The 25,520-nt window shown below is 56.8% G+C and carries 23 protein-coding genes and 1 tRNA gene; 10 read left to right on the top strand and 14 right to left on the bottom strand.

Translation table 11 applies throughout. The features are described 5' to 3' along the window. Nucleotides 1-14 precede the first annotated feature (14 nt). The 10 genes from fis to fabA form a co-directional block, all read right to left on the bottom strand. A complete protein-coding gene (gene fis / locus R3F50_09490; protein MEZ5490536.1) occupies nucleotides 15-320 on the bottom strand; it encodes a DNA-binding transcriptional regulator Fis in 306 nt (101 codons plus the stop codon). After that, nucleotides 317-1,378, bottom strand: coding sequence for a tRNA dihydrouridine synthase DusB (dusB, locus tag R3F50_09495; GenBank protein MEZ5490537.1), 1,062 nt, complete (start codon nucleotides 1,376-1,378; stop codon nucleotides 317-319). The genes fis and dusB overlap by 4 nt, the downstream gene beginning before the upstream one ends. Nucleotides 1,379-1,465: 87 nt before the next feature. Next, nucleotides 1,466-3,277, bottom strand: a complete 1,812-nt coding sequence (locus tag R3F50_09500; protein MEZ5490538.1) for a zinc-ribbon and DUF3426 domain-containing protein — start codon at nucleotides 3,275-3,277, stop codon at nucleotides 1,466-1,468. Between the two features lie 225 nt (nucleotides 3,278-3,502). Next, nucleotides 3,503-4,417 carry a 50S ribosomal protein L11 methyltransferase gene (prmA, locus tag R3F50_09505; protein MEZ5490539.1) on the bottom strand — a complete coding sequence of 305 codons (915 nt, stop codon included), beginning with the start codon at nucleotides 4,415-4,417 and terminating at the stop codon, nucleotides 3,503-3,505. Next, complete coding sequence (accC, locus tag R3F50_09510) at nucleotides 4,417-5,757, bottom strand: acetyl-CoA carboxylase biotin carboxylase subunit (GenBank protein MEZ5490540.1); 1,341 nt, start codon at nucleotides 5,755-5,757, stop codon at nucleotides 4,417-4,419. The genes prmA and accC overlap by 1 nt, the downstream gene beginning before the upstream one ends. A gap of 194 nt (nucleotides 5,758-5,951) precedes the next feature. Further along, entirely contained in the window at nucleotides 5,952-6,413 is a 462-nt protein-coding gene (gene accB, locus R3F50_09515) for an acetyl-CoA carboxylase biotin carboxyl carrier protein (GenBank protein MEZ5490541.1), read from the bottom strand. Nucleotides 6,414-6,443: 30 nt separating this feature from the next. Next, nucleotides 6,444-6,890 carry a type II 3-dehydroquinate dehydratase gene (gene aroQ, locus R3F50_09520; protein ID MEZ5490542.1) on the bottom strand — a complete coding sequence of 149 codons (447 nt, stop codon included), beginning with the start codon at nucleotides 6,888-6,890 and terminating at the stop codon, nucleotides 6,444-6,446. A gap of 144 nt (nucleotides 6,891-7,034) precedes the next feature. Further along, nucleotides 7,035-7,517: a protein-disulfide reductase DsbD N-terminal domain-containing protein gene (locus R3F50_09525; GenBank protein ID MEZ5490543.1), complete on the bottom strand. Its 483-nt coding sequence runs from the start codon at nucleotides 7,515-7,517 to the stop codon at nucleotides 7,035-7,037. 38 nt (nucleotides 7,518-7,555) lie between these two features. Then, the gene (fabB, locus tag R3F50_09530; protein ID MEZ5490544.1) at nucleotides 7,556-8,773 is read right to left on the bottom strand and encodes a beta-ketoacyl-ACP synthase I; all 1,218 of its coding nucleotides are present in this window, start codon (nucleotides 8,771-8,773) and stop codon (nucleotides 7,556-7,558) included. A 39-nt stretch (nucleotides 8,774-8,812) separates the two neighbouring features. Next, nucleotides 8,813-9,352, bottom strand: coding sequence for a bifunctional 3-hydroxydecanoyl-ACP dehydratase/trans-2-decenoyl-ACP isomerase (gene fabA / locus R3F50_09535; GenBank protein ID MEZ5490545.1), 540 nt, complete (start codon nucleotides 9,350-9,352; stop codon nucleotides 8,813-8,815). 429 nt (nucleotides 9,353-9,781) lie between these two features. Between fabA and R3F50_09540 the strand changes: the two genes are divergently transcribed. The 5 genes from R3F50_09540 (at nucleotide 9,782) to R3F50_09560 (ending at nucleotide 15,102) form a co-directional block, all read left to right on the top strand. After that, entirely contained in the window at nucleotides 9,782-11,206 is a 1,425-nt protein-coding gene (locus R3F50_09540; protein MEZ5490546.1) for a mannose-1-phosphate guanylyltransferase/mannose-6-phosphate isomerase, read from the top strand. A gap of 350 nt (nucleotides 11,207-11,556) precedes the next feature. Continuing rightward, complete coding sequence (galU, locus tag R3F50_09545) at nucleotides 11,557-12,393, top strand: UTP--glucose-1-phosphate uridylyltransferase GalU (protein MEZ5490547.1); 837 nt, start codon at nucleotides 11,557-11,559, stop codon at nucleotides 12,391-12,393. 20 nt (nucleotides 12,394-12,413) lie between these two features. Then, nucleotides 12,414-13,769: a phosphomannomutase gene (locus R3F50_09550; protein ID MEZ5490548.1), complete on the top strand. Its 1,356-nt coding sequence runs from the start codon at nucleotides 12,414-12,416 to the stop codon at nucleotides 13,767-13,769. A 255-nt stretch (nucleotides 13,770-14,024) separates the two neighbouring features. Then, nucleotides 14,025-14,534: a DUF411 domain-containing protein gene (locus R3F50_09555; protein MEZ5490549.1), complete on the top strand. Its 510-nt coding sequence runs from the start codon at nucleotides 14,025-14,027 to the stop codon at nucleotides 14,532-14,534. A gap of 4 nt (nucleotides 14,535-14,538) precedes the next feature. Next, nucleotides 14,539-15,102: an MOSC domain-containing protein gene (locus R3F50_09560; GenBank protein ID MEZ5490550.1), complete on the top strand. Its 564-nt coding sequence runs from the start codon at nucleotides 14,539-14,541 to the stop codon at nucleotides 15,100-15,102. Nucleotides 15,103-15,150: 48 nt separating this feature from the next. Here R3F50_09560 and R3F50_09565 read toward each other — a convergent pair whose 3' ends face one another. Further along, a complete protein-coding gene (locus tag R3F50_09565; protein ID MEZ5490551.1) occupies nucleotides 15,151-15,621 on the bottom strand; it encodes a GNAT family N-acetyltransferase in 471 nt (156 codons plus the stop codon). Then, a complete protein-coding gene (pgi, locus tag R3F50_09570; protein MEZ5490552.1) occupies nucleotides 15,618-17,252 on the bottom strand; it encodes a glucose-6-phosphate isomerase in 1,635 nt (544 codons plus the stop codon). The genes R3F50_09565 and pgi overlap by 4 nt, the downstream gene beginning before the upstream one ends. 474 nt (nucleotides 17,253-17,726) lie before the next feature. Here pgi and R3F50_09575 point away from each other — a divergent pair. From R3F50_09575 to R3F50_09585, 3 genes are all read left to right on the top strand, one after another. Next, a tRNA-Thr gene (locus R3F50_09575) sits at nucleotides 17,727-17,804 on the top strand. Nucleotides 17,805-18,661: 857 nt separating this feature from the next. Further along, a complete protein-coding gene (locus R3F50_09580; protein ID MEZ5490553.1) occupies nucleotides 18,662-18,859 on the top strand; it encodes a hypothetical protein in 198 nt (65 codons plus the stop codon). A 12-nt stretch (nucleotides 18,860-18,871) separates the two neighbouring features. Then, the gene (locus R3F50_09585) at nucleotides 18,872-19,123 is read left to right on the top strand and encodes a hypothetical protein (protein MEZ5490554.1); all 252 of its coding nucleotides are present in this window, start codon (nucleotides 18,872-18,874) and stop codon (nucleotides 19,121-19,123) included. 213 nt (nucleotides 19,124-19,336) lie between these two features. Here R3F50_09585 and R3F50_09590 read toward each other — a convergent pair whose 3' ends face one another. Further along, nucleotides 19,337-20,611, bottom strand: coding sequence for an alginate export family protein (locus R3F50_09590; protein MEZ5490555.1), 1,275 nt, complete (start codon nucleotides 20,609-20,611; stop codon nucleotides 19,337-19,339). A gap of 542 nt (nucleotides 20,612-21,153) precedes the next feature. On the opposite strand from R3F50_09590, the gene R3F50_09595 reads away from it, so the two are divergent. Continuing rightward, the gene (locus R3F50_09595) at nucleotides 21,154-22,245 is read left to right on the top strand and encodes a hypothetical protein (protein MEZ5490556.1); all 1,092 of its coding nucleotides are present in this window, start codon (nucleotides 21,154-21,156) and stop codon (nucleotides 22,243-22,245) included. Between the two features lie 148 nt (nucleotides 22,246-22,393). On the opposite strand, the gene R3F50_09600 is transcribed toward R3F50_09595, so the two are convergent. Further along, nucleotides 22,394-24,448, bottom strand: coding sequence for a PQQ-binding-like beta-propeller repeat protein (locus R3F50_09600; GenBank protein MEZ5490557.1), 2,055 nt, complete (start codon nucleotides 24,446-24,448; stop codon nucleotides 22,394-22,396). A 315-nt stretch (nucleotides 24,449-24,763) separates the two neighbouring features. Here R3F50_09600 and R3F50_09605 point away from each other — a divergent pair, with 315 nt between their 5' ends. Then, nucleotides 24,764-25,441 carry a lectin gene (locus R3F50_09605; GenBank protein MEZ5490558.1) on the top strand — a complete coding sequence of 226 codons (678 nt, stop codon included), beginning with the start codon at nucleotides 24,764-24,766 and terminating at the stop codon, nucleotides 25,439-25,441. Nucleotides 25,442-25,520: the final 79 nt, after the last annotated feature.

Genomic DNA, 25,520 nt, shown 5'->3' on the forward strand with positions numbered 1-25,520 from the left:
CCGTCAAGCTGGGTTTACAACATTCCGTATTGTTTGAGTTTCTTTCGAAGCGTACCACGGTTTATTCCAAGCATGGTAGCCGCCTTACACTGGTTGTTGTCCGCCTGCCGCATAACTACCTCCAGCAGTGGGGCTTCAACTTCGTTCATGACCAGCTGGTAGATATCGCTGGGTTCCTGATCGTCGAGTTGTTCGAAATACATCGTCATGGCGCGTTTGACTTCTTCACGCAGGATGGCCGGTTTGTCGGATTCGAAGAAATCACTCAATCCCTCGACTGGAGTGGCTCTGAAGAGCAGAGCGTCTTCCTGAGAAGTCATGCGGCAATCTCCCTGTTCTCTTTTTTATTCATGACACCGTTGGTTACGGTGCTGTCAGTTAAGGAGCCGAAGAATCCATGGAGCTCAGCAAGCTGCCCGGCGGGTGTCGTCTGCTGGCTGAAACGCTGCCAGAACTGCCGGGCGCAGGGACTGTCCGGGTTCTGATGCCGCGCCAGCTCAGCCGTGTACCAGCTCAGGTGTTTGCGCGCGAACAGTACCCCTTTGTGATCTCCGTACAGAGCGTAAATTTTCCTCAGGTGAGATGCAATGGTTTTGCCAACTATCTCGGGGGCCGGTGGCGATACTGCCATGCCGCTGCTCAGGTAATGGGAGATGGCGCGGAAAATCCAGGGCCGACCCTGGGCGCCGCGTCCAATCATCAGCCCGTCGGCTCCAGTCCTGGCCAGCACAAGCCTGGCTTTTTCTGGCGAGGTGATATCACCATTGGCGATAACCGGGATGTTTACCGCCTGCTTGATCGCCGCGATGGTGTCGTATTCCGCCTCACCCTTGAAACGGCAGGCGCGGGTTCGCCCGTGGACCGTCAGCATCTGAATGCCGGTCTGCTCTGCCAGCCTGGCGATCTCCACGCCATTACGGGATTCCGGACACCAGCCCGTCCGGATCTTCAGCGTGACGGGCACATCCACGGCGGCCACTACGGCGCGCAGAATCCGTTCCACCAGAGCGGGATTTTTCAACAGAGCCGAGCCGGCCTCTTTGCGCAGAACTTTCTTGGCCGGGCAACCCATATTGATGTCGATAACATCGGCACCCATGGCGACATTGAGGATGGCGGCTTCCGACATCAGCCCCGGATCTGATCCGGCTATCTGAATAATCTGAGGGCCGGCGATCGCGGGTTTGACCTGCCGCAACCGGTTCTTGTCATTAGTCCAGCGCTCGATATTGCTGGTCAGCATTTCTGCCACAGTGAGGCCCGCACCATTGGCGCTGCAGATTTCACGAAACGGACTGTCACTGACGCCTGCCATGGGCGCCAGCAGCAGCGGATTGGCGATAACAAAGCTGCCAAGTTGGAATGGCTTCAGTTCCATGATTCGGGTCAAAGTCGAGAGGAATCGAGTATTCTACTCACCTGGACCGCAAGGTCAAAGATGAACCCGCGTTTAAGGGAAAAACCGCTAGGAGCCGGGCCTGGGTGGCGCGGCCTTGAAACCCAGCTGGTAATTGACCGCTTCCGGCCCTGGATCGATAAGCTCCAGGGTAATCTGGACGGGGGCACCTGCCGGCATTAACGGCATGCCCCGCAGGGCGGGCGGCAGGTATTCGTCCGGAGGCAGTTCCCGGGATGCCACAACGGTGTTGTTGAGATCAGTAAAGCGCAGCTCGATCAGGGGGAAAGGTTGGGGGAACTCAGCACGGTTCCGAAATACCGCGTTGAGCTCGAGGGAGCCTTCCTGTTGCGGGTGGCTGCGTACGACCAGGTTGTCGGTTTGAATTTCGGCGGGATTGACATACGGCGGCAATTCGCAGCGCAGCAGACCGCAGGCAGACTGATACCAGGGGCGGAAGCGGGCATCCTGGCTGAGTACGGGCAGTCGTTGCCAGAAAAACTGGAGCGCAAAGACCGACACCGCCAGCAGACAGGCAATGGCGGCAAGTACGATTCTGGACGAACGCCGTTTTCTGCTCTGGTGTTCCAGTTCCAGTGAGGTGTCCACATCGCGGATAGCACGCAGATTCTCTTCGCTCAGCTGTTCAAGCGATTCATCCTGCTCGTGCAGGCTGGTGGACATCACTCTGGCGCGGATCTCCTCCTTGCTGCTATCCACAAGCGGGGCGTCCTGGGACGGAGAGGCCGCTTTCGCCGTGCCAGTGGCGCTGGCAGGCACCGCCGCGGACCCGTTACTGTCCGTGGGCAGAGGCTTGTCCCTGGGCTCCGACTTGTCGGCCATTTTTTCGGTTTCACTCCGGAAAGCAGAAGGCTGGTAGGGGTCTACCGGCAATATAACGAATGATTTCGCGTCCAGGTCGACGTCGGTCTCTTCCCATTCCAGGTCGCTGGCAGGAAAGTTGTAGACCGCCTCACCGGAATCGCTGGCCGTATTCGGTTCAGGTTCGCCCGGTGGATCTGCCGCTTCAATAGACTCAGCGTCGAGAAACACGCTGGCGGCAGGCTCAAAATCCAGGTCATCATACAGGATTTCACTATCCACATGCGGCTGGTTTTCATTCCCGGCAGCGTTTTTTTCTGCCTGCTCGTTTGCCTTTTTGAGGGCCGCCAGAAGAGTTGCGGAATCGGGCCCGGGTGGGAGAATCACTTCAGTGTCTTTGCTGTTCTTCAGCCTGGCCAGCAGGCTGGCTGCATTCGGGCCGGCCGGCAGGATGACCGGTGCTGACCCGGGGGTTCCGGATGTCGGGGCATCGGCACGGGGCGAAGAGGTGGAGCCTCCCGCAGGTTCGTTGGCAGGGGTAAACACCGGTGTGCGGAACTCCCGTTCACCGGCATCGAAAATGTCAAATTCGTGATCCTGCTCCTCGAGGCTGGGGTCGGGCCTGCTCTCCGCTAACTCCCCGGCATCGAAGACATCAAAATTGCTGTCGGTGAGCTGTTCCTTGACGGGAGACTGATCAATCTCGGGGTCGACGTCGAAGACGTCAAAGTCGCTGTCCTGGATGTCGGACTTGGCATAAAGAATTTCTTCCTGGTCCCAGTCGTTTTCCTGCTCGCCCTGGCCTTCCTCATCGCCGTGTTTGAGGAATTCGGACGGACTAAAATAGTCGCCGGGGGCGGAGATGAAGACCGATTCGGTTCCCTGCTGCTCATGCTCGTCGTTGGACGCCTGGCCGTGAATACCGACAAAATGCTGGTCCGCTTCAAAGATGGACAGGCACGCCCCACACCTTACCAGCCCGTGCGCCGCCTGCAGCATCCGGGCGCTGGTATTGAACGTTGATTCACAACGTGGACATTGGGTTACATGTAGAGCCATTTCAGAATTTGCGGTTGCAATCGTTTTTAAAGCCTGGAATTTCCCCGTTGTAGCCAGGTATATCACCCGAGACCCACAACAGGCTACCCGCGGCTTGAAAAGATTTACCCTGCTTCACATTTCAGCCCGCTGAAACTGTCAGGGAGAATGTCCGGGGTATGACAGCCTCCCAGATGAGCCACAGGTTAAGCTCCCGGAACGTTAAGGTGCTTTTTCGGGAGCCCCCTAGCTATATCGTCTCGTTCCGGAAAGTCTTGTCCATTGTTCCCGCTCCACCGGTTCCGACATGTCAAACCAGCGCTGATAAAGCGCCTGCAGCGGTTCGCACTGTTCCGGCAGAATGCCCGACAGCACCAGATGACCGCCGGGCCTGACCAGATCGGCAAAATGGGGAGCGAGCTGTTCCAGTGGGCCGGCCAGAATGTTGGCTATTAGCAGATCGGCGGGTAAAGATGAGGAGTGAAGGGGGAATTGCTCGGGCAGGTAACAGGACAGCTGCGCCACCCTGATGCCGTTGGCGGCGCGATTGGCTTCGCTGGCCTGGATGGCCTGGGGGTCATTGTCGACTGCCAGTACTTCCCGCGCTCCCAGCAGTGCGGCGGCGATGGCCAGCACTCCCGATCCGCAGCCGTAGTCGATCACCAGTTTGTCCCGCAGGTTCTGCTGCTCGAGCCATTCCAGGCATAACGCCGTAGTGGGGTGGGTGCCGGTGCCGAAAGCCAGCCCGGGATCGAGCAGTATGTTGACCGCGTCCGGGTCCGGCGGGGTGAGCCAGCTGGGGCAGATCCACAACCTGGACCCGAACTGCAGGGGATGAAAGCGGTCCATCCAGGTTTTTTCCCAGTCCTGATCAGGCAGTGACTCCAGCTCTATTGCCTGTCTGGCTGAATCGTTCGGGCCCCGGTCAGTAAGGCGATTCTGCAGGTCCGACAGCAGGGGTTGCAGATCCATTTCGGCGGTAAACATGCCACAGAGCAGCACCGAGTCCCACAGTGGTGTCGCCCCGGGCTCGGTCTGGAAAACCGGCTGATCTTCGCCATCGGTGAGAGTCACGGACACGGCGCCGGAGTCGAGTAACAGCTGTTCCATCTCTTCGGCTTGCGCCGGAGCAATACGCAGCCGCAGCAGTTGCCAGGGCATCAGGCTGAGAGTTTCTTTTCCAGGTAGTGAATGTTCACCCCACCGGCCCGGAATTCGAGGTCCTTGACCAGGTCCCGGTGCAGCGGGATATTGGTCTTGATTCCGTCTACCAGCAGTTCGTCCAGGGCGTTTTCCATGCGCACCAGGGCTTCTTCCCGGGAGGCGCCATAGGTGATCAGCTTGGCGATCAGGGAATCATAATAGGGTGGTATGCGGTAGCCGCTGTAGAGATGAGAATCCACCCGTACCCCCAGACCGCCGGGGGCGTGGTACAGGTTTACCAGTCCGGGGCACGGCAGGAACGACACCGGATCCTCGGCATTAATGCGGCATTCCACCGAGTGGCCTTGAATTCTGACGTCCTCCTGCTTGATTGAAAGCGGTTCGCCAGAGGCGATGCGAAGCTGTTCCTTGACGATATCCACGCCCGTTACCATTTCGGTTACCGGGTGCTCGACCTGAACCCGGGTGTTCATTTCGATGAAGTAGAACTTTTCATCTTCATAGAGAAATTCCAGCGTCCCGGCGCCCCTGTATTTGAGGTTTCTGCAGGCCTGAATACAGGTCTGTGCAACCTCGTCACGTACGCGCTGAGGAATGCCCGGGGCAGGCGCCTCTTCGATAACCTTCTGGTGACGTCGCTGCAGTGAACAGTCCCGATCGCCCAGGTAGAGGGCCTCGCCCAGGCCATCGCCCATAACCTGGATCTCCACGTGGCGCGGGTTCTCCAGGAATTTTTCCAGGTAAACCACACCGCTGCCGAAAAAAGCTTTGGCTTCTGACTGAGTCACGTAGATCGCCTTCAGCAACGCCGCTTCACTGTGCACCACACGCATGCCCCGGCCGCCGCCGCCGGCGGCCGCCTTGATGATGACCGGGTAGCCAATCTCCTTGGCCAGCGCCAGAGTGCGGTCGTTATTGTCGTCCAACGGCCCGTTCGAACCTGGCACGGTTGGAACGCCGGCATCGCGCATGACGTTAATGGCGGACACCTTGTCGCCCATCAGGCGGATAGTATCGGCCCGGGGGCCAATGAAGGTAAAGCCGCTGTTTTCCACCTGCTCGGCGAAATCGGCGTTCTCGGACAGAAAGCCGTAACCGGGATGGACGGCGACCGCGTCAGTGACTTCCATGGCGGAAATGATCGCGGGAATATTGAGGTAGCTCTCGGTCGCAGAGGCTGGGCCAATACACACAGATTCATCGGCCAGGCGGACGTGCATGAGCTCGCGGTCCGCCGTGGAGTGCACAGCTACGGTCTTGACGCCCAGTTCCTTACAGGCGCGGAGGACGCGGAGGGCTATTTCGCCCCGATTGGCAATGAGTACTTTATCGAACATGGGCTGTTTACTTATTCCGGGTTAGCTGGGGCCTGGGAGGCTGTCGGACTTAACTGGTCTGCTGCGGAAAAGCCGGATTTGGCCAGATTTCCCGATCTTTTTCGTTAAATAGATCAACTATTCGCCTCAAAAGATCGAAAAATCTGACTCAAACCGGCTTTCCCTCGTTACGATCAGTTAAGTCCGACAGCCTCCTAGGCGATCCTGATAAGCGGCTGGTCGAACTCAACCGGCTCACCGTCTTCGACCAGAATGGCCTCCACGACCCCGCCGTGCTCGGCTTCAATCTGGTTCATCATTTTCATTGCCTCGACAATACAGACCACGTCACCTGCTTCCACGGTCTGGCCGACTTCGATGAATGGTGGTGAAGAGGGCGACGATGAACGGTAGAAAGTCCCCACCATGGGAGACAGAACCGCCTTACCTTTGGCTGCCGGCTCACTGCTGAGCGATACCGGGGCTGCCGGCTCGGCCGCCGGAGCGGGCTGCGGGGCATAGGCTGGCGGTGGCGGTGCCTGGTAAGCGAACGCGGTCGGGGCGGCCGATGGATTGCGGCTTATGCGAACAGACTCTTCCCCTTCCCTGATTTCGATTTCAGCGACGTCTGATGTCTCGATGAGTTCAATGAGCTTTTTGACTTTTCTGATATCCATTAACGGGTCTCACCTGGGGTTGTCGATGAATTAATTTTTCGCGGCCAGCCTGCGGAAAGCCGCTTCCAGGGCCAGTTCATAGCCATGGGCGCCTAAGCCAACGATGGTGCCCACTGCAGCACTGGCCAGATAGGATTTCTGGCGGAATGGCTCGCGGCGATGCAGATTGGACAGATGCACTTCAATAAAGGGGATGTCTGCAGCCAGGAAGGCATCCAGCAGGGCGATGCTGGTGTGGGTGAATGCACCCGGGTTGATAATAATGAATGCCGTACCGTCCTTGCGGGCTGCATGCAGCCGGTCGATCAGAACGTGCTCAGCATTGCTTTGCAGAGAATCCAGCTCATGGCCCTGATTCTCGCACTGTTTCGCCAGGCGCCCGTTTATATCAGCCAGGGTGTCCGTGCCGTAAATATGGGGCTCCCGATCGCCCAGGAGGTTCAGATTGGGCCCGTTCAGGACCAGAATGCGAGCCATGTTTCGATATAAACCCTGTTGAGCCGGAAGTGCAGTCGAAGTTAGCTGGTATTCAGCACGCTTTAGATAAGATCGGCGCATTTTCTCAGAAATTTACCGAACTTTCATTATTTTTCTACACATTAAACTGGCTAATCACTGGTTTCAGGGGGACAGGGCGTAGGCGGTTGCCTGGGGCGGGTAGCAGAACCCCCAGTCGGCACAGCCCTGATACTCCACAATCAGGCTGGTGCCGGCCGGCAGGGCGGGGTCTACAGACAGTCTGGCTGTGACACCCTCATAATAAGCTTCGATCGCGCCAAAAAACTGGTCTGTCTTGGCGATCCCATCCGGCAGTTGAAAGGGCACCGGCTGCTGTTCAGCGGTCGTGGGCAACTGCAGGGAAAAGTTGAACTGATGGCGGTACAGGTAGTGGTCCGGTGCAATCTGCCAGGTAATCTCGAGTGTGTCTGCATCGATGATGCTGACAAAGAAGGGAAAGGCCTGGTCAAGGGGCAACGGCCGGGGCCTGTCGCTGCCACCCAGGGCGCTGCGGCCGGCACCGGGAAGTAACTGGGCGCTGGCAGAGGTAATCAGCCAGAATGCCAGGCTCACAGACAGAGTAATGTTGAACAGCTGCTTAGGCATAATCTCTTATGACCGGGCTGAGGCCGGGTTTCTGACGCTTACTCTTCAAGACGCTCGAAAATCAGGCAGGCATTGGTGCCGCCGAAACCAAAACTGTTGGACATGACGCAGTTAAGTGTCACGTTATCCTGCCTTTTCAGCACGATCGGCATGCCTTCCGCCGCCGGGTCGAGGTTTTCTATGTTGGCAGACGCGGCGATGAAGTTGTTCTCCATCATCAGCAGACTGTAGATAGCCTCGTGCGCACCGGCTGCGCCAAGTGAGTGACCACTTAGTGATTTGGTGGAGTTGATGGCTGGCAGATTGTCGCCGAAGGCTTCGCGAATAGCCCGGAGTTCCGCAATGTCCCCTGCCGGCGTGCTGGTGCCGTGCGTGTTGATGTAGTCAACGGGCCGACTGGCGGTTTTCATGGCCATTATCATGGCTCTCCTGCCGCCTTCTCCTGAGGGCGCTACCATGTCGTAACCGTCCGATGTGGCCCCGTAACCGGTGATTTCGGCGTAAATTTTCGCGCCCCGCGCGCGCGCATGCTCCAGCTCTTCGATCACCAGCACAGCGCCACCGCCGGCAATGACGAAACCATCGCGGTCACTGTCGAAAGCCCGGGAGGCCTTTTCCGGCGTGTCGTTGTAACGGGTGGACATGGCGCCCATGGCGTCGAACATGTGGGACAGGGTCCAGTGTTCGGCCTCGCCACCGCCGGCAAATATGACATCCTGCTTGTTTAACTGGATCAGTTCAACAGCGTTACCGATACAGTGTGCGCTGGTGGCACAGGCGGACGAGATGGAGTAATTGACACCCTTGATACGGAATGAGGTGGCCAGACAGGCGGAGACGGTGCTGCCCATGCCGCGGGTTACCCGGTAAGGGCCGACGCGGCGCAGGCCTTTCTCCCGCATGATATCGGCCGATTCGACCTGGTCTTCGGTAGACGAGCCACCCGCGCCCATGATAATCCCGGTACGTTCGTTGGAGACTACCTGATCGTCGAGGTTGGCATCCTGAATGGCATCCCGCATGGCCAGGTAGCCGTAGGCCGCCGCGTCGCCCATGAATCGCAGCAGCTTGCGGTCAATGAGCTCGGCAAAATCGATGTCCACGGAGCCCGAGACATGGGAGCGCATTCCGATGTCCTTGTACTCCTGGTTAAATCGTATACCGCTGCGGCCTTCACGCAGTGAGCTGGTGACGGTTTCCTTGTCGTTTCCAAGGCATGAAGTGATGCCAAGGCCGGTAATTACTGCTCGTCGCATAGACTGTCTTCTCTGCTTTCCCCGTTTATCGATCTCTATTTATTCAAATTTCTGATCGGGTCTGAACAGCCCCACTTTCAGGGCCTTGGCCGTGTAGATCACACTGCCGTCCACCGCCACAGTGCCGTCGGCAATCCCCATGACCAGCCTGCGTTCGATGACCCGGGTCATGGAAATATCATAAACCACTTTACTTGCCTCAGGCAGAATTTCGCCGGTGAATTTTACTTCGCCGGATCCCAGTGCCCGGCCTTTGCCCAGGTTTCCCCGCCAGCCCAGAAAGAAACCCACCAGCTGCCACATGGCATCCAGGCCCAGACAACCGGGCATGACCGGATCGCCGGGGAAGTGGCATTTGAAAAACCACAGGTCAGGATTGATGTCCAGTTCGGCAAGAATGCGGCCCTTGCCGTGGGTTCCGCCGTCGGAATTGATTTCGATAATGCGGTCCAGCATCAACATGTTGTCGATAGGGAGCTTGGCGTTACCCTCTCCGAACAGGCGACCGTGACCGCACTCGATCAGTTGATCCTTGTCATAGGAGTCTCTGGGTGTGAAATTCGGATTTTTTTCAGTCACGGTTGGACCCGCTCCCCGGCAGTAACGACGGCAAATTTTAAAAGTGTGCGATATTAGCGGAACAGCCTGCAATTATCGACCGGTTTCTGACCTGTGTCGCTCTCATCCCGGCGCATGCCGGCGCTGATCCCCCTGCGCCCGGGCCTGTTCTGCACAGGAGCACGGCGGCACCAGAATAGAAGCCTCCTGACGATTATAGTAGCTCCTGCCAGCGATCACCCGGGTTATTGATCATAAGATTGCGCCGTGTCAAAAGTGCTGGCCGGGCCTGCTCCGCAACCTCCTAACTATGAACCCGTTCCGTCTTGGATGCCATGAAGTTTGCTAGACTACCGCCGTTACAGAACACAATGAAGCGACGTGCTGCCAGTAATAGCGTGGCTTACTTACAAACAGAGTGAAAAACAATCAACAGTCAGGTAGATGCCTATGATAGTTCCAGTAATCCTGGCCGGAGGGGTGGGTTCCCGCCTGTGGCCGCAGTCGAGGGCGCTGATGCCCAAGCAGTTCATTCAGTTTCCCGGCCAGGAAGGTACGCTATTCCAGAACACGCTCGCCAGATTGCGCGGGCTGCATCAGCTGGCAGCGCCTGTAGTGATCTGCAATGCTGATCACCGGTTTCTGGTGGCGGAACAACTGCGGCAACTGGCTTTGCCCGATGCCACGATTATGCTGGAACCGGTGGGGCGCAATACGGCACCGGCAGTGGCCATGGCGGCCCTGGGCTGCTCTCGGTCCGATGACGACCCTGTACTGCTGGTGCTGCCGGCAGACCACTTGATCCGCGACCAGCAGGCCCTGCATGCAGCAATCAGGCTTGGCGACCAGGCTGCCCGTCAGGGCAGGCTGGTAACCTTCGGTATCGTGCCAGGTGTCCCTGAAACAGGTTACGGTTATATAAGGAAAGGCTCACCGGAACCGGAAAGCGGTGTCTTTGCCGTTGACCGGTTCGTGGAAAAGCCGGACCTGGCGACCGCCGAAGCTTACCTGGCGAGTGGCGAATACCTGTGGAACAGCGGCATGTTCATGTTTCAGGCCTCGGTTTTCCTGGCCGAACTGGAAAAGCATAATCCCGAGATGCTGCGCTGTTGTCGTGACGCCTTTGCCGGGATCGAGAGCGATCAGGACTACCAGCGGATTCCCCGGGAACTGTTTGCAGCCTGTCCGGCCGATTCCATCGACTACGCCGTGATGGAAAAGACTGCAGAGGCGGTGCTAGTGCCCCTTGACGCCAACTGGAACGATCTGGGCGCCTGGAGCGCGGTCTGGGAAGTGGGCGACAAGGACGGCGACGGCAATGTAGTGAGTGGTGACGTGTTGCTTGAGCAGGTCTCAGATTGCTACGTCCAGGCCAATTCCAGGGTTGTGGCTGCGGTAGGCATGAAGGATACGGTGATTATCGAAACCTCTGACGCGGTGCTGGTGGCTGATAAGCACCAGGTGCAGGGCATCAAGCAGATCGTGGCCCGGCTGGAAGCGGCCGAGCGCAGCGAAAGCCGGCATCATGACCTGGTTTATCGCCCCTGGGGCTCCTATCGTTCGCTGGAGAATGCCGAAGGCTATCAGGTCAAGCACATCGTCGTGAATCCGGGGCAGGCATTGTCCCTGCAGATGCACCATCACAGGGCGGAACATTGGACCATTATCCGCGGCGAGGCACAGGTGACCCGCGATTCGGAGTTGCACCGGCTCAAGAGCAACGAATCCATTTTCCTGCCCCTTGGCTGCACTCACCGACTCGAAAATCCAGGCGCGGAGCCGGTCGAGTTGATCGAGGTCCAATTGGGAGACTACCTCGGGGAAGACGATATTGTCAGGTTTGAGGACGTCTACGGACGTCTCGAGAAGGCTTGAATGCGGTGCATTAAGACGGTGCATGGGCGTGCGCCGAAGCATGCCGCCAGCCGCTGTTGTTCCCTTATTTGGTGCAGGTGAGTCCCGCTGACGTTAAACTGGCAAGCTATTTGCTGTATTCAGAGGGAGATAACCCAATCATTGCATAAATTGTTGGCCCAGGACCGCTTCGCTGCTTCCATAGCAGCATTTCCAGCGCCGTACTCAATTTTTCTGGATATCACGTAGAGTGACTACGCTCAATCCATAAAAACCTCCGTGCGACGCTGGAAATACTACTCTGAAAGCTCCTGACCTCAACAATTTATGCAATGATTGGGTTGACTGCCCCTACAGGAGGAAGAGTGACAATGGCGACAATCGAGAAGTGTCTGTTCCCTGCGGCGGGTTACGGTACCCGTTTTCTGCCAGTGACCAAATCCATGCCCAAGGAGATGCTGCCGCTGGTCGACAAACCACTGATTCAATATGGCGTCGAAGAGGCCATGGCGGCGGGCATACATGGCATGGCGATTGTAACAGGGCGCGGCAAACGCGCGCTGGAAGATCATTTCGATATCAACTACGAGCTCGAGCACCAGATTGCCGGCACTGGCAAGGAAGAGTTGTTGTCCGGAATCCGCTCTATCATCGAGACCTGCACGTTCTCTTATACGCGGCAGGTGGAAATGAAGGGGCTGGGGCATGCCATTCTGACCGGTGAGACGCTGATCGGCGAACATCCCTTCGCGGTTATCCTGGCCGACGACTATTGTGTGGCGGAGGAGGACGGCGTATTGACGCAGATGGTCAAGCTGTACGAACGCTACCAGTGCAGCATCGTTGCCATTGAAGAAGTGCCTCGGGAAGAAACCTTCAAATACGGCGTCATCGAGGGCGAGATGGAGGAAGAGCGCATCTGGCGGGTCAATTCCATGGTGGAGAAGCCGGACCCGGCCGAAGCCCCCAGCAATCTGGCCATCATCGGCCGCTATATTCTGACCCCGGACATTTTTGAACTGATCCGCACCACGCCGCCGGGTAAAAATGGCGAAATGCAGATCACCGACGCTATCATGCGCCAGGCTGAACAGGGCAGGGTTATCGGTTACCAGTTTAGAGGCCGGCGCTTTGACTGTGGCAGCGTCAAGGGCTTCATGGAAGCGACCAACTACAATTACGAAAATTTCTATCAGAAAAATTATTAGGGTGGGGCAGCAGCAACGCGATGAGTAACAAGATAGCCTGTTTTAAAGCCTACGACATCCGGGGTCGCATTCCCGACCAGCTGAATGAGGATATCGCCTATCGCATCGGCAGGGCCTATGCGACCTTTCTGCAGCCAGCCGTTGTGGTCGTGGGCTATGATATCCGGCTGACCAGCGAGGACCTGTGCGCGGCACTGACGCGGGGGCTGACCGATTCCGGTGTCGACGTGATCAACATCGGCCAGTGCGGCACCGAAGAAGTGTACTTTGCTACTGCGCACCTCAAGGCTGACGGTGGCATTGCTGTGACCGCCAGCCACAATCCGAAAGACTACAACGGCATGAAGATGGTGCGGGAAGAATCCAAGCCCATCAGCGGTGATACGGGTCTGAAGGACATCCAGGCCATTGCCGAATCCGGCGAATTTATCGAGGCAGCCCGGCAGGGGGAGGTTACCCGCCAGAATACCCAGCCAGCCTACGTGGAGCACCTGCTGGGCTATATAGACCTGTCAGTCATCAAGCCCCTTAAGATCGTCTGCAACGCGGGGAATGGCGGGGCAGGGGCAGTGATCGATGCCATTGAGGGCAGCCTGCCGGTTTCCTTCATCAAGGTACACCATCAGGTCGACGGTAACTTCCCCAATGGCGTGCCGAACCCGCTGCTGGAAGAAAATCGACGTCCGACCATCGATGCAATCAAGGAACAGGATGCCGACCTGGGAATCGCCTGGGATGGTGATTTCGACCGCTGTTTTTTCTTCGACGAGAATGGCAGGTTTATTGAGGGCTACTACATCGTTGGTCTTCTGGCCCAGGCCTTCCTGGAACATAAGCCCGGCTCCAAGATCATCCATGACCCCAGATTGACCTGGAATACCATCGAGATTGCCAAGGCTTATGGCGGCGAAGCGATTCAGAGTAAGACCGGTCACGCTTTTATCAAGGAGCGCATGCGTGCCGAGGACGCCCTCTATGGCGGTGAAATGAGCGCGCACCACTATTTCAGAGATTTCTCCTATTGCGACAGTGGCATGATTCCCTGGCTGCTGGTTATCGAATTGATCAGCAAAACCGGGAAACCCCTGTCGGAACTGGTTAACGAGCGCATGGCGGCGTTTCCGGCCAGCGGCGAGATCAACACCGAGATCAGCGATCCGCCGGCGCTGCTGGAGAAAATCGAGTCCCATTACGCGGCACAGGCGGAAGCGGTCGATCACACCGATGGCCTCAGCATGAGCCTGGGCGACTGGCGTTTCAATATCCGCCTGTCCAACACGGAGCCCGTAGTGCGTCTCAACGTGGAATCCCGCGGAGACACGGCTCTGATGCAGGCAAAAACCCGGGAAATACTGGATATGATGGCCGGCGGCTGACAGTCGGCACCGCTGGCTTTCAGCGGAGCACGCCGTGATCAGCCGCGTGACCGGCGCGCCCTGGCAGGCGGACAGAATGGCCCGGGGCCGCGTCGATCCGCGGCCCCGCTCTTCCTTGGGCCGGCAAATCGTTTTATCCTTGGGGATCTCTGCTGATAGGTAGCGGCGCCACGAGAGTTTTTAACAGTTTTCTCCGGCGCTCAACGCAGCCTGATCATGCCTTGGAAAATGCCTTGAACGTCACAGGAGTCACCCATGTTCAAAAAACCACTGACACGCAGGAAGCTGCTGGGTAACGCAGTCTCAGGATTTGCCCTGGCGGCGCTTTCCGCCGGCAGTTTGCGGGCCCTGGCCCAGAACGCCGGCGCAACCCCGCTGGATGTCTACAAAGACCCGACCTGCGGCTGTTGCGCCAACTGGATTGATCAGATGACTGAGCGGGGCTTTCAGTCCACCATCCATCACCCCGCCAATCTCAATGCTGTGAAGCTGGAACATGGCTTCACGCCCCAACTGCAGTCCTGCCACACGGCTGTCACGGCGGAAGGCTATGCCTTCGAGGGGCATGTGCCGCCCAGACTGGTGAGGCAGTTCCTGAATAATCCGCCGGCCAATGCGAAAGGGCTGACGGTGCCGGGTATGCCGGTGGGCAGTCCCGGAATGGAAATGGGCGGTCGTTTCCAGCCCTATGATGTGGTGTTGCTTAATAAAGACGGCAGCACGCGTGTTTACGCCAGTATCAGGGCAGCGGCCGATCAGTACTGACCCCATGCCTGAACACGTGAGCGGGGCAGCACTGCAGGATGCTCTGGCATCGATTTGTCAGTCACCACGATCCAGCGGCGTGGTGGAGATGATTGTCCGCCGCCCGACGGTGAATGAGCGGGAAGTGCTGCAGCAAGGCGAGTTGAGTGTCGATCTCGGCCTGCTGGGCGATAACTGGGCCACTAGCTGGCCGGCCAGGCAGGAGCGTCACCCGCGGCACCGCGAGATGCAGATCAACCTGATGAACTCCCGGGTCATTGATGCGATTTGCGCCGGTGATCGGCAACGCTGGCCATTGGCGGGTGACCAGTTGTTCGTTGACTTCGATCTCAGCGAAGATAATTTACCAGCCGGTACAAAAATTCAGGTGGGAGAGGCGGTGCTGGAAGTAACCAGCGAACCCCATCTGGGCTGTAAGAAATTCGAGCGCCGATTTGGTCGGAATGCTGTGCTGTTCGTCAATTCGGACTCAGGCAAAAGCTTGAAATTGCGTGGTATCAATGCACGAGTCCTGAATCCCGGTGTTGTAACTACCGGCGGTGTAATCCGCAAGCTCGCGCCAATTTAGCAGCCTGTCAGGGAGCCTCTGATCAGGTACCCTAGCGCATTGTGGTACTTATTCAGAGGCTCCCTGGCTTTGCCACTGCATTTTCAGGCTGAATTGGTCCTCAGCGACAGTTTCAAAGCCCTGAGCTGAATAGAAGTGCAGGGCCGGATTGACGCGCAATACGCTGAGCCGGACCGGCAGGCCGGCAGCCTGGGCCCGCTCCTTTAACTCGTGCATCATCAGCGTTCCAAGCCTCTGCCGCTGGCAGGCCGGATCCACCAGTATCATCTCCAGCCACAGATGGTCTTGCTTGTTGGCAAGGTGGTAGCCACCCACCGCCTTCCCATTGAGTTCCAGAATCCGGAACTGCGTTCCCGGCAGGTTGGTGAAGAAAGCTTCGCGTTGCAGCAGCTCATCCCACCCCCAGGTGGAGTCGATGTAGTCCCTGTTCGTGGCGCGGAACAGCTCGAACAACCACTGTGTGTCGGAACTGCGACCTTGTTTGAGGCTGGCGGCGGACATCAGGTAGGCGGGACTCAACCCGCTTGCCAGGTTTTGCAGAAGGCGATCAGGTTGTTGGTCGACGTATCAAACTCACCCACATCATCGCGTCCAGCCAGAGCGGTAAAGATGGGTCCGCTCAATTTCTTTCCCAGTTCCACGCCCCACTGATCGAACGCGTTGATATCCCAAAGCACGCTCTGCACGTAGACGGCGTGTTCGTACAACGCTGTCAGGTAGCCAAGGTTATGGGGTGTCAGCTGGTGGAGCAGGAAAGTGTTGCTGGGGCGGTTGCCGGCTATCACTTTGTGGGGTGCCAGCTCCCGCGCCGCTGCCTCGTCCAGGCCGGCGGCTGCCAGCTCCGCCAGCGCCTGTTCCAGGGATTTACCGTCCATCAGAGCCTGACTCTGGCTGAAACAGTTGGCCAGCAGGTGGTCCTGCTGTTCCCGGTAGGCATCTCCAGGGCCGCTCGCCACGGCGATAAAATCCGCCGGAACCATCCGGGTGCCCTGGTGCAGCAGCTGATGAAAAGAATGCTGGCCATCGGTGCCAGGTGCCCCCCAGATAACCAGGCCGGTATCACAGGCGACCGGATCCCCGGTCAGAGTGACGCTTTTACCCAGGCTCTCCATGGACAGCTGTTGTAGAAACGCTGGAAACAGTTCCAGATTCTGGCTGTAAGGCAGAATCACCTGGCTGGTGGTATTGAAAAAGCTGCTGTACCAGACGGCAAGCAGCCCCATGAGTACCGGGATATTGTCCGACAGAGGCTCGGTACGGAAATGTTCATCCGCGTGATGGGCACCGGTCAGCAGCTCACGGAAGTGGTCCATCCCGATGCTCAGGGCGATGGGCAGACCAATGGCCGACCACAGCGAGTAACGCCCGCCGACCCAGTCCCACAGGGGGAAAATATTCTCTTCTGCTATGCCAAACGCGGCAGCCGCTTCGATATTGGTGCTGACCGCGACAAAGTGTTTGCTGAGGCCTTTTTCAGTGCCGCCATTGTCCAGGTACCAGCGGCGCGCCAGCAGCGCGTTCTGGTGGGTCTCCAGCGTGGAAAACGACTTGGAGGCGACGATAAAAAGAGTGGTTGCCGGCCGCAGACCGGAAATAACCCGCAGGGCGGCCGCCGGATCGACATTGGAGATGAAGTGGCAGCGCAAGTTCCCGGTACGGCAATTCTCCAGAGCCCTCACCATCATTGCCGGGCCGAGATGAGAGCCGCCAATGCCGATATTCACCACGTCGGTAATCGCATCGCCGCCGCAGCCCTTCCAACTCCCGCTGCGCACTGCGCCGACAAACTCCGCCATCTTCTCCCGCACGGCGGCCACTGCCTTTTCCAGCCCGTTAACGTGGTGACCCCGCAGGGCAACATGCAGGGCGGGGCGCCGCTCGGTTGGATTGACATTCTGGCCCGCAAACATCCGGTCTATCGCCACCGGCAGCTGGACCTGGTCGGCAAGATCAAACAGCAGCTGCTGAACATCGCCGGTTACCAGGTTCTTGGAGTAGTCAAACACCAGTTCCGGCGTCTTGACCGAAAAGCGGTCAAAACGCAGCGGATCGCTTCCGAACAGGCTGCGTATTGTGGTGCCCTGCTGTTGCAGGTTGTCGGCGGCAGCCTTGAGCTGCTGCCAGGCCGGGGTATCGATAGCGCTGGTCATAAGGTGTTGCATCCCGTTTAGCGAGTCGTGCGAGTGAATAAATACCGGCTTTCAAAGCTATCCTATCGGGCAGAGCTGATCAATGATTACAAAGGATAACTTTGCCCGGCAGGCCAGTATTGACTTGCCCGGCGGGGCTTGTGTACCATGCGCGCCCTGATTAGAATAATCAGCGCCGTTTACACTTGACTGCAAAGGTTGGGAGTAGCAGCTGGCCCCGGTCAGCGTCGGCAAGGAGTCTCTGATCGCTCCCGCTACGAAAAGATTGGTTAGTGCCGCTATAGCTCAGCCGTGATGGTTGGGAGTAGCAGCTGGCCCCGGTCAGCGTCGGCAAGGAGTCTCTGATCGCTCCCGCTACGAAAAGATTGGTTAGTGCCGCTATAGCTCAGCCGTGATGGTTGAGAGTAGCAGCTGACCCCGGTCAGCGTCGGCAAGGAGTCCCTGATCGCTCCCGCTACGAAAAGATTGGTTAGTGCCGCTATAGCTCAGCCGTGGTAGAGCAGCTGACTTGTAATCAGCAGGTCCCGAGTTCGACTCTTGGTGGCGGCACCAAACACCTCTCTCAGCAAGTCCAGCCAAGGGCTCTACCCCATTAACGGGGATGGGCATTCATTCTTGCGCCATCTAAACGCCGTAGTAACATGCTTGGTTACACCCATGGTGATAACAGGTTCAGTGTTACTATGCCACGTTAAACCAAGCTCCTCAGCGATACTCTGATCAAGCAGGCTGTTGAGTTGTAGAGAATTATGACCCAGTGGGTCAGTTTTAAATGCAATTCAACAGATAAAGTGCCAGCCACCATGCAGATCTACAATATTTTTGACTCCTATGAAAATGCCTGCTTTGCAGAAGAATATGGGCTTCTTGAAGATACTGAATGGCATGTTTGCCCCATCGCTAAGATGTTATGACTGATTTTCCTCCAATTTACATCGTGGTTGCAGCGCTGTTTTTGTTAATGGCCTTTAGAGCCTTCCGCAGTGCCAGCGCCATGGATTACCTATTGGGTGCCACGCAGTGTGCAGGTCTAATACTGCTGATCAATTATCGCGACCTCGCATCGTACCTGTTACTAATCACAGCATTGGCCTATTTATTGAGTCAGATAGTAACCGGGGCGAGACTGATCAGTTATTTACTCCCGATAGCCGGGGCCGCCACTGTTGCTCTCTCATTGTTGGGATAATCGGAATTGTTGGAGTCCGTGACTTTGGGGTTTGGAATCTGGCATTCAGACATGATGAGATAAACCGTGACATTTAACCATCCTGATACGAATTAACTGCTTGAAGCGCTATAAATGAAGACGCCGAGCTCAGATCTTTGTGATCATCTTGCTAAAGGCGAAACATTTGAAGAATGGATGATGGCGTCGGCCGCACTGCCGGGAGGCGCATGCAGATGTAATGAGTGACTCGAGCCGGGGAAAAGTAAAAAAGGAAATGGGGGTGAAGGAGAGCTGGGCTTGGCTCGGCGCAGCTCAGCATTTTTTTCGAGTATATCTTATATACCGTGAATTAATCGGCCCTGGTCGAGAGCTGTCGGTCAAAAAGGCTGAATTAATTGTAAAAAAGTACGAGCAGAACTTTATTCACCACTTTTAAGGCATTCGAATAATGAATATATATGGCCGTTCACAGAAAAACGACTCCGAGCTGACAATCCTTAGCGAAGCAACAATTTTAGCAGAACCTTCCACTCTTAGAGAGTTGGCTTCATTCCTTTATCGGTGCGCAGATGCAATTGAGGAGCAGGGCGAAACCTGGGAACACGATTATTTCGAAAGCAACGAGGTAGTCAGTCCGCAATTAGTTGTTTTTAATCCGGATGTTGTAGGTGCTGAAGTGTTCCTCCAAAATCGTGAATGAGTTGAAAGCTGACCTGCTGATTGCAACTGGTGCTTCGGAGTTGTTGTGTGCCCGATCCACTGCCAGACGCCATTTTTAAATGGAAGGAATGTCGATCAATTCCGGATCGAAGTTTTAACCAGCCTGTGAAAGCAATAATTAAGCAGAGGTTCCTTGAACCGGAAATCTGCAGGCATTTACTGCGCGCGGCACAGCTGAAGCCCCGGCGCTTTCTTACAGGCGCAAAATGGTCTGTATATAAACGTAGTGGCTATCTCCCTTGTTGACCAGATCCATGTAAGGGCCGGCATTGATCCACACATAGCCACCATCGATGGTCAGCTTGTTGGAAAAAAAGTTCCAGCGCAATCGGGTTTCCAGCTGATCGCCCAGAAAATCTTCGCCAAGGTCGCCAGGGTGACGATAACGGGTGGTGCGCCATCCCTGCGCCTCTTCTGCCAGGGACGGGCGTTGCCACCGGATATAGGCATCGATGTTACGGGCAGGCTGCAGGTTCAACATCAGCCCTGGTGAGCTGGTGTTAACACGCTGAAAGGCGCGGAACAGCCCCGTGGGTCCGAAATCCGGTCGTGGCACACCGAACAGATGATCCAGTTCGTTGGATTCATCGTCCAGGGGGTCCTTGTCGCCACTGCCATAGTGATAGATGAAACTCAGGCGCGGTTGCCAGTTCACTTCGAAACTATAGCCCAGGCTCAGGTGCAGATAGTAAGCTTTGTGATCCCGCAGCGGAGAATCGGCGTCCAGAGCCGGTGCATCACCGAACTGGTACAAAGCCTCGGTATCGTAGTGCCAGCGTCCGGGGGTGGGATTCCGAAACAGGCGGACACCAGTGTTAAGCACATCGAAGCGCTGGTTGGCGGGCCGATCGCGCCTTTCGTCAGCTCCAAGTAAATAGACCTGCAGTGAGTCTGCTTGATCTGTCAGCCGAGTGGTGAAGAAGCCACCCCAGAAGAAGTCACTGGATTGCTTGTCGAGAAGGGGATCGTTATCAATCCAGTCACCAGAGACGCGCCTGGTGGTGGGGCGGGTATAAAACAGCTCGATGGAAGAATTGCCGTTCTCCAGCCTGGCCAACACCCCGCCAAAGGAATTGATGGTATTGCGAAAGCGATTGCGCGAAACGAAGCGACGACTGCCCTGATCCATCGTGAAGCGGCCGATCTTGATAAAGCCCCGATCTTCTTCACTGAACAAACCGGTGAACGGTACGGTCACATTGGCTTGCAGGATATCGATTGGATTGTTGGTAAAACTATCGAGAGGCGAATCGCGGTCTACCAGATAGGTACGCATGTCGGCTACTTCAGCCGTTACCGAGAATCCCTCGAACTCTGCATCCGCCTTGAGAGTATTGCGCCATTCAATGCCCTGGTCGCTGCCTTCCAGGCCGGCGCGAAACTGGCCGTCCAGGTGCTGAAACCTGGTTTGCTGCTCGAAATCCAGAGAGAGCCAATCCGGTAGCCCTGAGTCCGATTGTGCCGTCACAGGCGGTGAAATCCCAGCGAGCGAGATGCAAGAAAAAAAGACAATACCAAGGGTTGAGCAAGAGCCTGCCCGGAAAGGGGATCGAGTTGGTGACATAAAAGCTATTTCTTTTTTGTATTAAGAGGGATTCAATGCGGATTGTATCTGCTCTGGTGCCCACACTCCAATTTTCAGATTCAGAGTAAATCGAAGCAGCACGGTAATTGATGTTCATCGGTGCTCGCCCCGGCGGTCCTGCCCTGGTGCGAACGGCAGGAGTACAGCGTTAAACCGGGATATTCAGCTAACTCCAACGCAGATTCGGGCACGCGACTTCAAATCACCCCTCTCGCCAATAACACAGCAGATCCGGTGCCTGCTTATTGCGGGCGTGTAGGGTGGCAGGGCCGCAGTTGCCCTGCGGAAGTCATTTGAGCCAGTAAGAAAATCGAAAGGCAGGGTGAACGACAAATCCTGTTGCATTGGTTGATATCCTACTATGATTCAAGCGGTCAGGCTAATAGGGTCTGAAAACTGCCGTATTTCAAAAAAGAGAGGTGCCCATGATTCCCCTGATTAGAAAAAGCAATTCATTGAGCTGCCAATTGGCGTCTGCAAATGCGGTGGCATACTGCCCGAAGATTGGTGCCCTGCTGTTGGCCTTTGCTGCCGCTTCAGCTTCAGCACAGCAGGATCCCAATCAGAACACTGTTCTACCTGATTACCCGAATAACTATACGACCTACGTGGATGTGATCACCTTGCCCGACGGCCGTCAGATGGGTTCCGGGAATGCAATCGATGTGGATTCGCAGGGCAATGTCTGGGTCTTCGAACGCTGCGGTGGTAACAATGGTGCCTGCCTGGAATCGGGTGTCGATCCTGTCCTGAAGTACAGCCCTGAGGGGGAGTTTCTGTTCAGTTTCGGGGGTGGTATGTTCGTCTGGCCCCACGGCGTTATCGTGGATGACGACGACAATCTCTGGTTGATAGACGCCGGTGTGGTTGATGGAGAGAAGGGTAACCAGATCTTCAAGTTCAATCAGCAGGGAGAACTGCTGCTTACCCTGGGTAAGCCGGGTATTCGTGGCGATGGGCCCGGTGAGTTTAATGAGCCCTCTGATCTCTCTATTGGACCGGACGGTTCACTTTACATTGTCGATGGCCATATCAATCCCGAATCGAATCGCCGTATCGTCCATATGACAGCCGAAGGCGAATTCATCGAGGCCTGGGGTGAGAAAGGTTACGGACCACTGCAGTTCGAGGGGCCCCATGCTATTGCCGTGGATGCCGGGGGCAGGATGTATGTGGGTGATCGCACCAACAATCGCCTGCAGGTTCTCTCCCCTGAAGGCGAACTTATTGCAATCTGGGCGCACTGGGGACGACCGAGCGGTATTCGTATTCTTGGGGATACGCTGTATGCAGTGGACTCCGAGTCCCGTGCCGCCGAAGGTCAGTACGGTTACAACCCGGGATGGCACCGGGGCATCTATGTGGGCAGGCTGGACGGCACTATCACCGATTTCATTCCTGACCCGAGTCCAACTGGCGGTACCAGTTTTCCGGAAGGGATCGCCGTGGACGATGACGGGGTAATCTGGGGTGCCTCCGTTGGCGACCAGGTTGTCTACAAGTTTGTGAGGAATTAAACAGCGGTTCCTTAAAGCTGTAATAATCGGCCTGAGTAAAAACGTACCGTTTGGAAGCCCAACAAAAAGGGCGGAAGGATTAATTATCCTTCCGCCCTTTTTCTTACTCTTAGACCTGCCTGTTCGGCGTGTTACGCCAGACTACAGTCTAGTGTGCTGCTCCAGCCTGTACCTGTGCTTCAGGCATTGCCATGGCAGTGAGCTTGCCTCCTGTCTGCAGGATGATGTACTGATGTCCATCGTGCATCCAGGAGCTCATGCCGTAGCGGCTTCGCGCTGGTACTTCGATCCGCCCTAACTCTTCGCCGGTCTTTTTATCGAGCGCATAGAGAAGGGGGGTCCCATCGTGGTCCAGATCTGAATAGATAAGCAGGTTTGCCGTAGTCACCATAGGTACCTGATTACCAGTTCCGGTATCACCGACATCCACGCCCTCAAGAGCCGGGTTGTTGCGGATACGGTCGGGGGTTTCACCGTTTGGAATCTGGAAAGCAATCTCACCGGTGTTCATATCGAACGCTGTGATCGTGCTGTACGGAGGCTTGAAGTAAGGCAGGCCTGAAGCGAGACGAGGCGGACGGCCGGCTCGATCGTTAGCATAGGCTGCAAACGTGGCTCCGGTCGGTGCGGCGATGCGCAGATCCGCCTCTTCGCCAGGAATGACTCGTTGCCAGCTGCAGGCTCGCGCCGAGGACACATAGAGAAATCCTGTGGTCGGGTCTGCGACCGGTGGTGCAGTGATGTTGGCACCGCCACCGTCACCGGGACACATGGCCGCACTTATCTTGCCTGCGGCATTGCCTGCGTGAATGGGCGGATTGAACAGGGGGCCCATATCGTAGTTGGCCATTACTTCAAGGGCTTCTCTGCGCAGTTCCGGCGTGAAGTCGATCAGGTCTTCTTCACTGATGCCCTGCATTTCGAAAGCCGGTGGCTTGGTCGGGAAAGGCTGTGTTGTTGCCAGTTTCTCGCCAGGCACTTCCGAGGCAGGTACGGCGCGTTCGACCATTGGCCAGAGTGGCTCACCGGTCATGCGGTCGAAAGCGTAAACAAAGCCCTGCTTGGTAACCTGGGATACCGAAGCAACCGGTCCCCGGCCGGGGATATTCAGGTCCAGCTGAATCGGTGCCGCCGGGTTGTCATAGTTCCACACATCGTGCTTTACCGTCTGATAGTGCCAGACACGCTCACCGGTTTCAGAATTCAGCGCAATCAGGCTGGTGCCGAACAGGCCGTCACCCGGGCGGAATCCGCCGTAGTAATCGATCGTCGGTGGGTTGGTGGGAATATAGACGAGATTATTCGCAGGGTCGGCAGTGATGGGAGCCCAGGACGAGACGTCGCCGGTCCATTGCCAGGCGTCGTTTTCCCAGGTCTCATGGCCATATTCACCCGGCCGTGGGATCACATTGAATTTCCATTTGAATTCGCCGGTGACCTTGTCGTAGGCCAGAATGTCGCCAGGAACGTTCTCAACTCTTGATTGCAGGTAGCCTTGCTCGGCAGAGTTACCCACAACAATAGTGTCATTGACGACGATCGGTGGAGAGGAAGTGGTGATGTAGCCTACTTCCAGTGGAATTCCCTCGTACACATCATAGGGATGTCCCAGGTCGGCGAGCATATCCACTACGCCGGTCTCAGGGAAACCATCGATCGGAACCTGACGGCCGAATCCTTCCAGCGGGGCGCCAGTGTTGGCATCTAGAGCCACCAGAAAGAAGCCTGGCGTGGAGATGTAGACCACCCCTTTGCCATTAATGCGTGAGTAACCGATGCCCTTACCATAGGAGGCGCGCATGGAATATTCCCAGCGGCCGGTGTTCGGCAGGCGGTAGGACCACAAAGTTTCGCCCGTCTTGGGGTCGATGGCCACTACGTGTCGGCGGGCACCGGAGACGGTGAAAAGTTTGCCGTCCACATAGGTAGGCGTTGAGCGGCCGGATTGCCCGCCATAGCTGGCGCCGTCCCATTCCCAGGCGACTTCCAGCCGGCTGAAGTTCTCGGCCGTGATTTCATCGGCAGGGGTGTAGCGAGTATGGGCATAGTCGCCACCCAGGGTGTACCACTCTACGGTATCGTCGGTGACCAGGTTCTGACTCATACCTGCCTGGGGTGTGAGCCCCATAACGGCCGCCAGATAACCCAGGCCCAGAAGCTTCCTGCTCAGGGAGCTGGGTGTTAGTGAAAAGCGTGATTTCATTGTTATAACCTCTTTGGGTGCAAGATTAAGGAACCTCTGGTTAATCACCAGAGCATCGTGGTAACTAACCAGAGGTTCCTCAAGCGGAGCATACAACAAATTGGGCCTTAGTAATAATACGGGGGCCGAATATTCACAGGTTTTGGAAAACAATCCGTAGCGGATAATGGCGGCATTGGCTGTATTTACTCTTTCCATCCGACTGCGTTCGTCTCTCATCGGCCACGCCAGCCCCCAGGCTGGACATTGTTGCCGCGCGGCGATACTTTAATTTCACTGTCTGTAAATCAATAACCATCAGCAGGGGACGAACTTATGGCACGTAATAAGCAGATTATCGCCGCGGGTGTTGCCGCGCTTGGGGTCCTGGCGCTGCCAGGGTTGTCACTTTTTGCTCAACAGCAGGCTGAGGAAACGCCCGGGATGGGTTTTTTCATCACCAGCGTCGGTCTTGGCGACGGGGGCAATCTGGGTGGTCTGGCCGGGGCCGATGCCCACTGCCAGGCGCTGGCCGGGGCGGCGGGTGCCGGCCACCGCACCTGGGCTGCGTATCTGAGCACCCAGGGCCCCGGCGCGGTCAATGCCCGGGACCGCATCGGGTCAGGTCCGTGGGCTAACGCCAATGGGCTGGTCATGGCTACCAGTGTCGAGAGCCTGCATTACGACAATTCGAACTTCAATTGGGAATTTACCCTGGACGAGAACGGTAATCAGTTCGCCTCCCGTATCGATGGTGATCCTGATTTCACCGTGCATGACGTCCTGACGGGCTCCCGGATAGACGGCACTGCCTATCCGGCCGGGCAGGATCAGACCTGTAACAACTGGACAAGCAACAGCGACGGCAGCGCCAGGGTGGGCCACGCGGACCGTTATTCCTTTACCACGCCCGGGTCACCCTGGAACTCAGCCCACGGTACGCCCGGCTGCACCCAGGAGAACCTTGTCAGTGTCGGTGGCGCCGGCCTGTTGTATTGTTTTGCCACCGACTGATCTGAGGCTGAGCGTATCGGTACAATCGCTTTTTTGCCAGACGATCTGACGGCACGCCAGGCCTGTGAGCGAACATGAA

This window comes from Gammaproteobacteria bacterium (genome assembly GCA_041395725.1).
Classification (GTDB): domain Bacteria; phylum Pseudomonadota; class Gammaproteobacteria; order Pseudomonadales; family Pseudohongiellaceae; genus NORP240.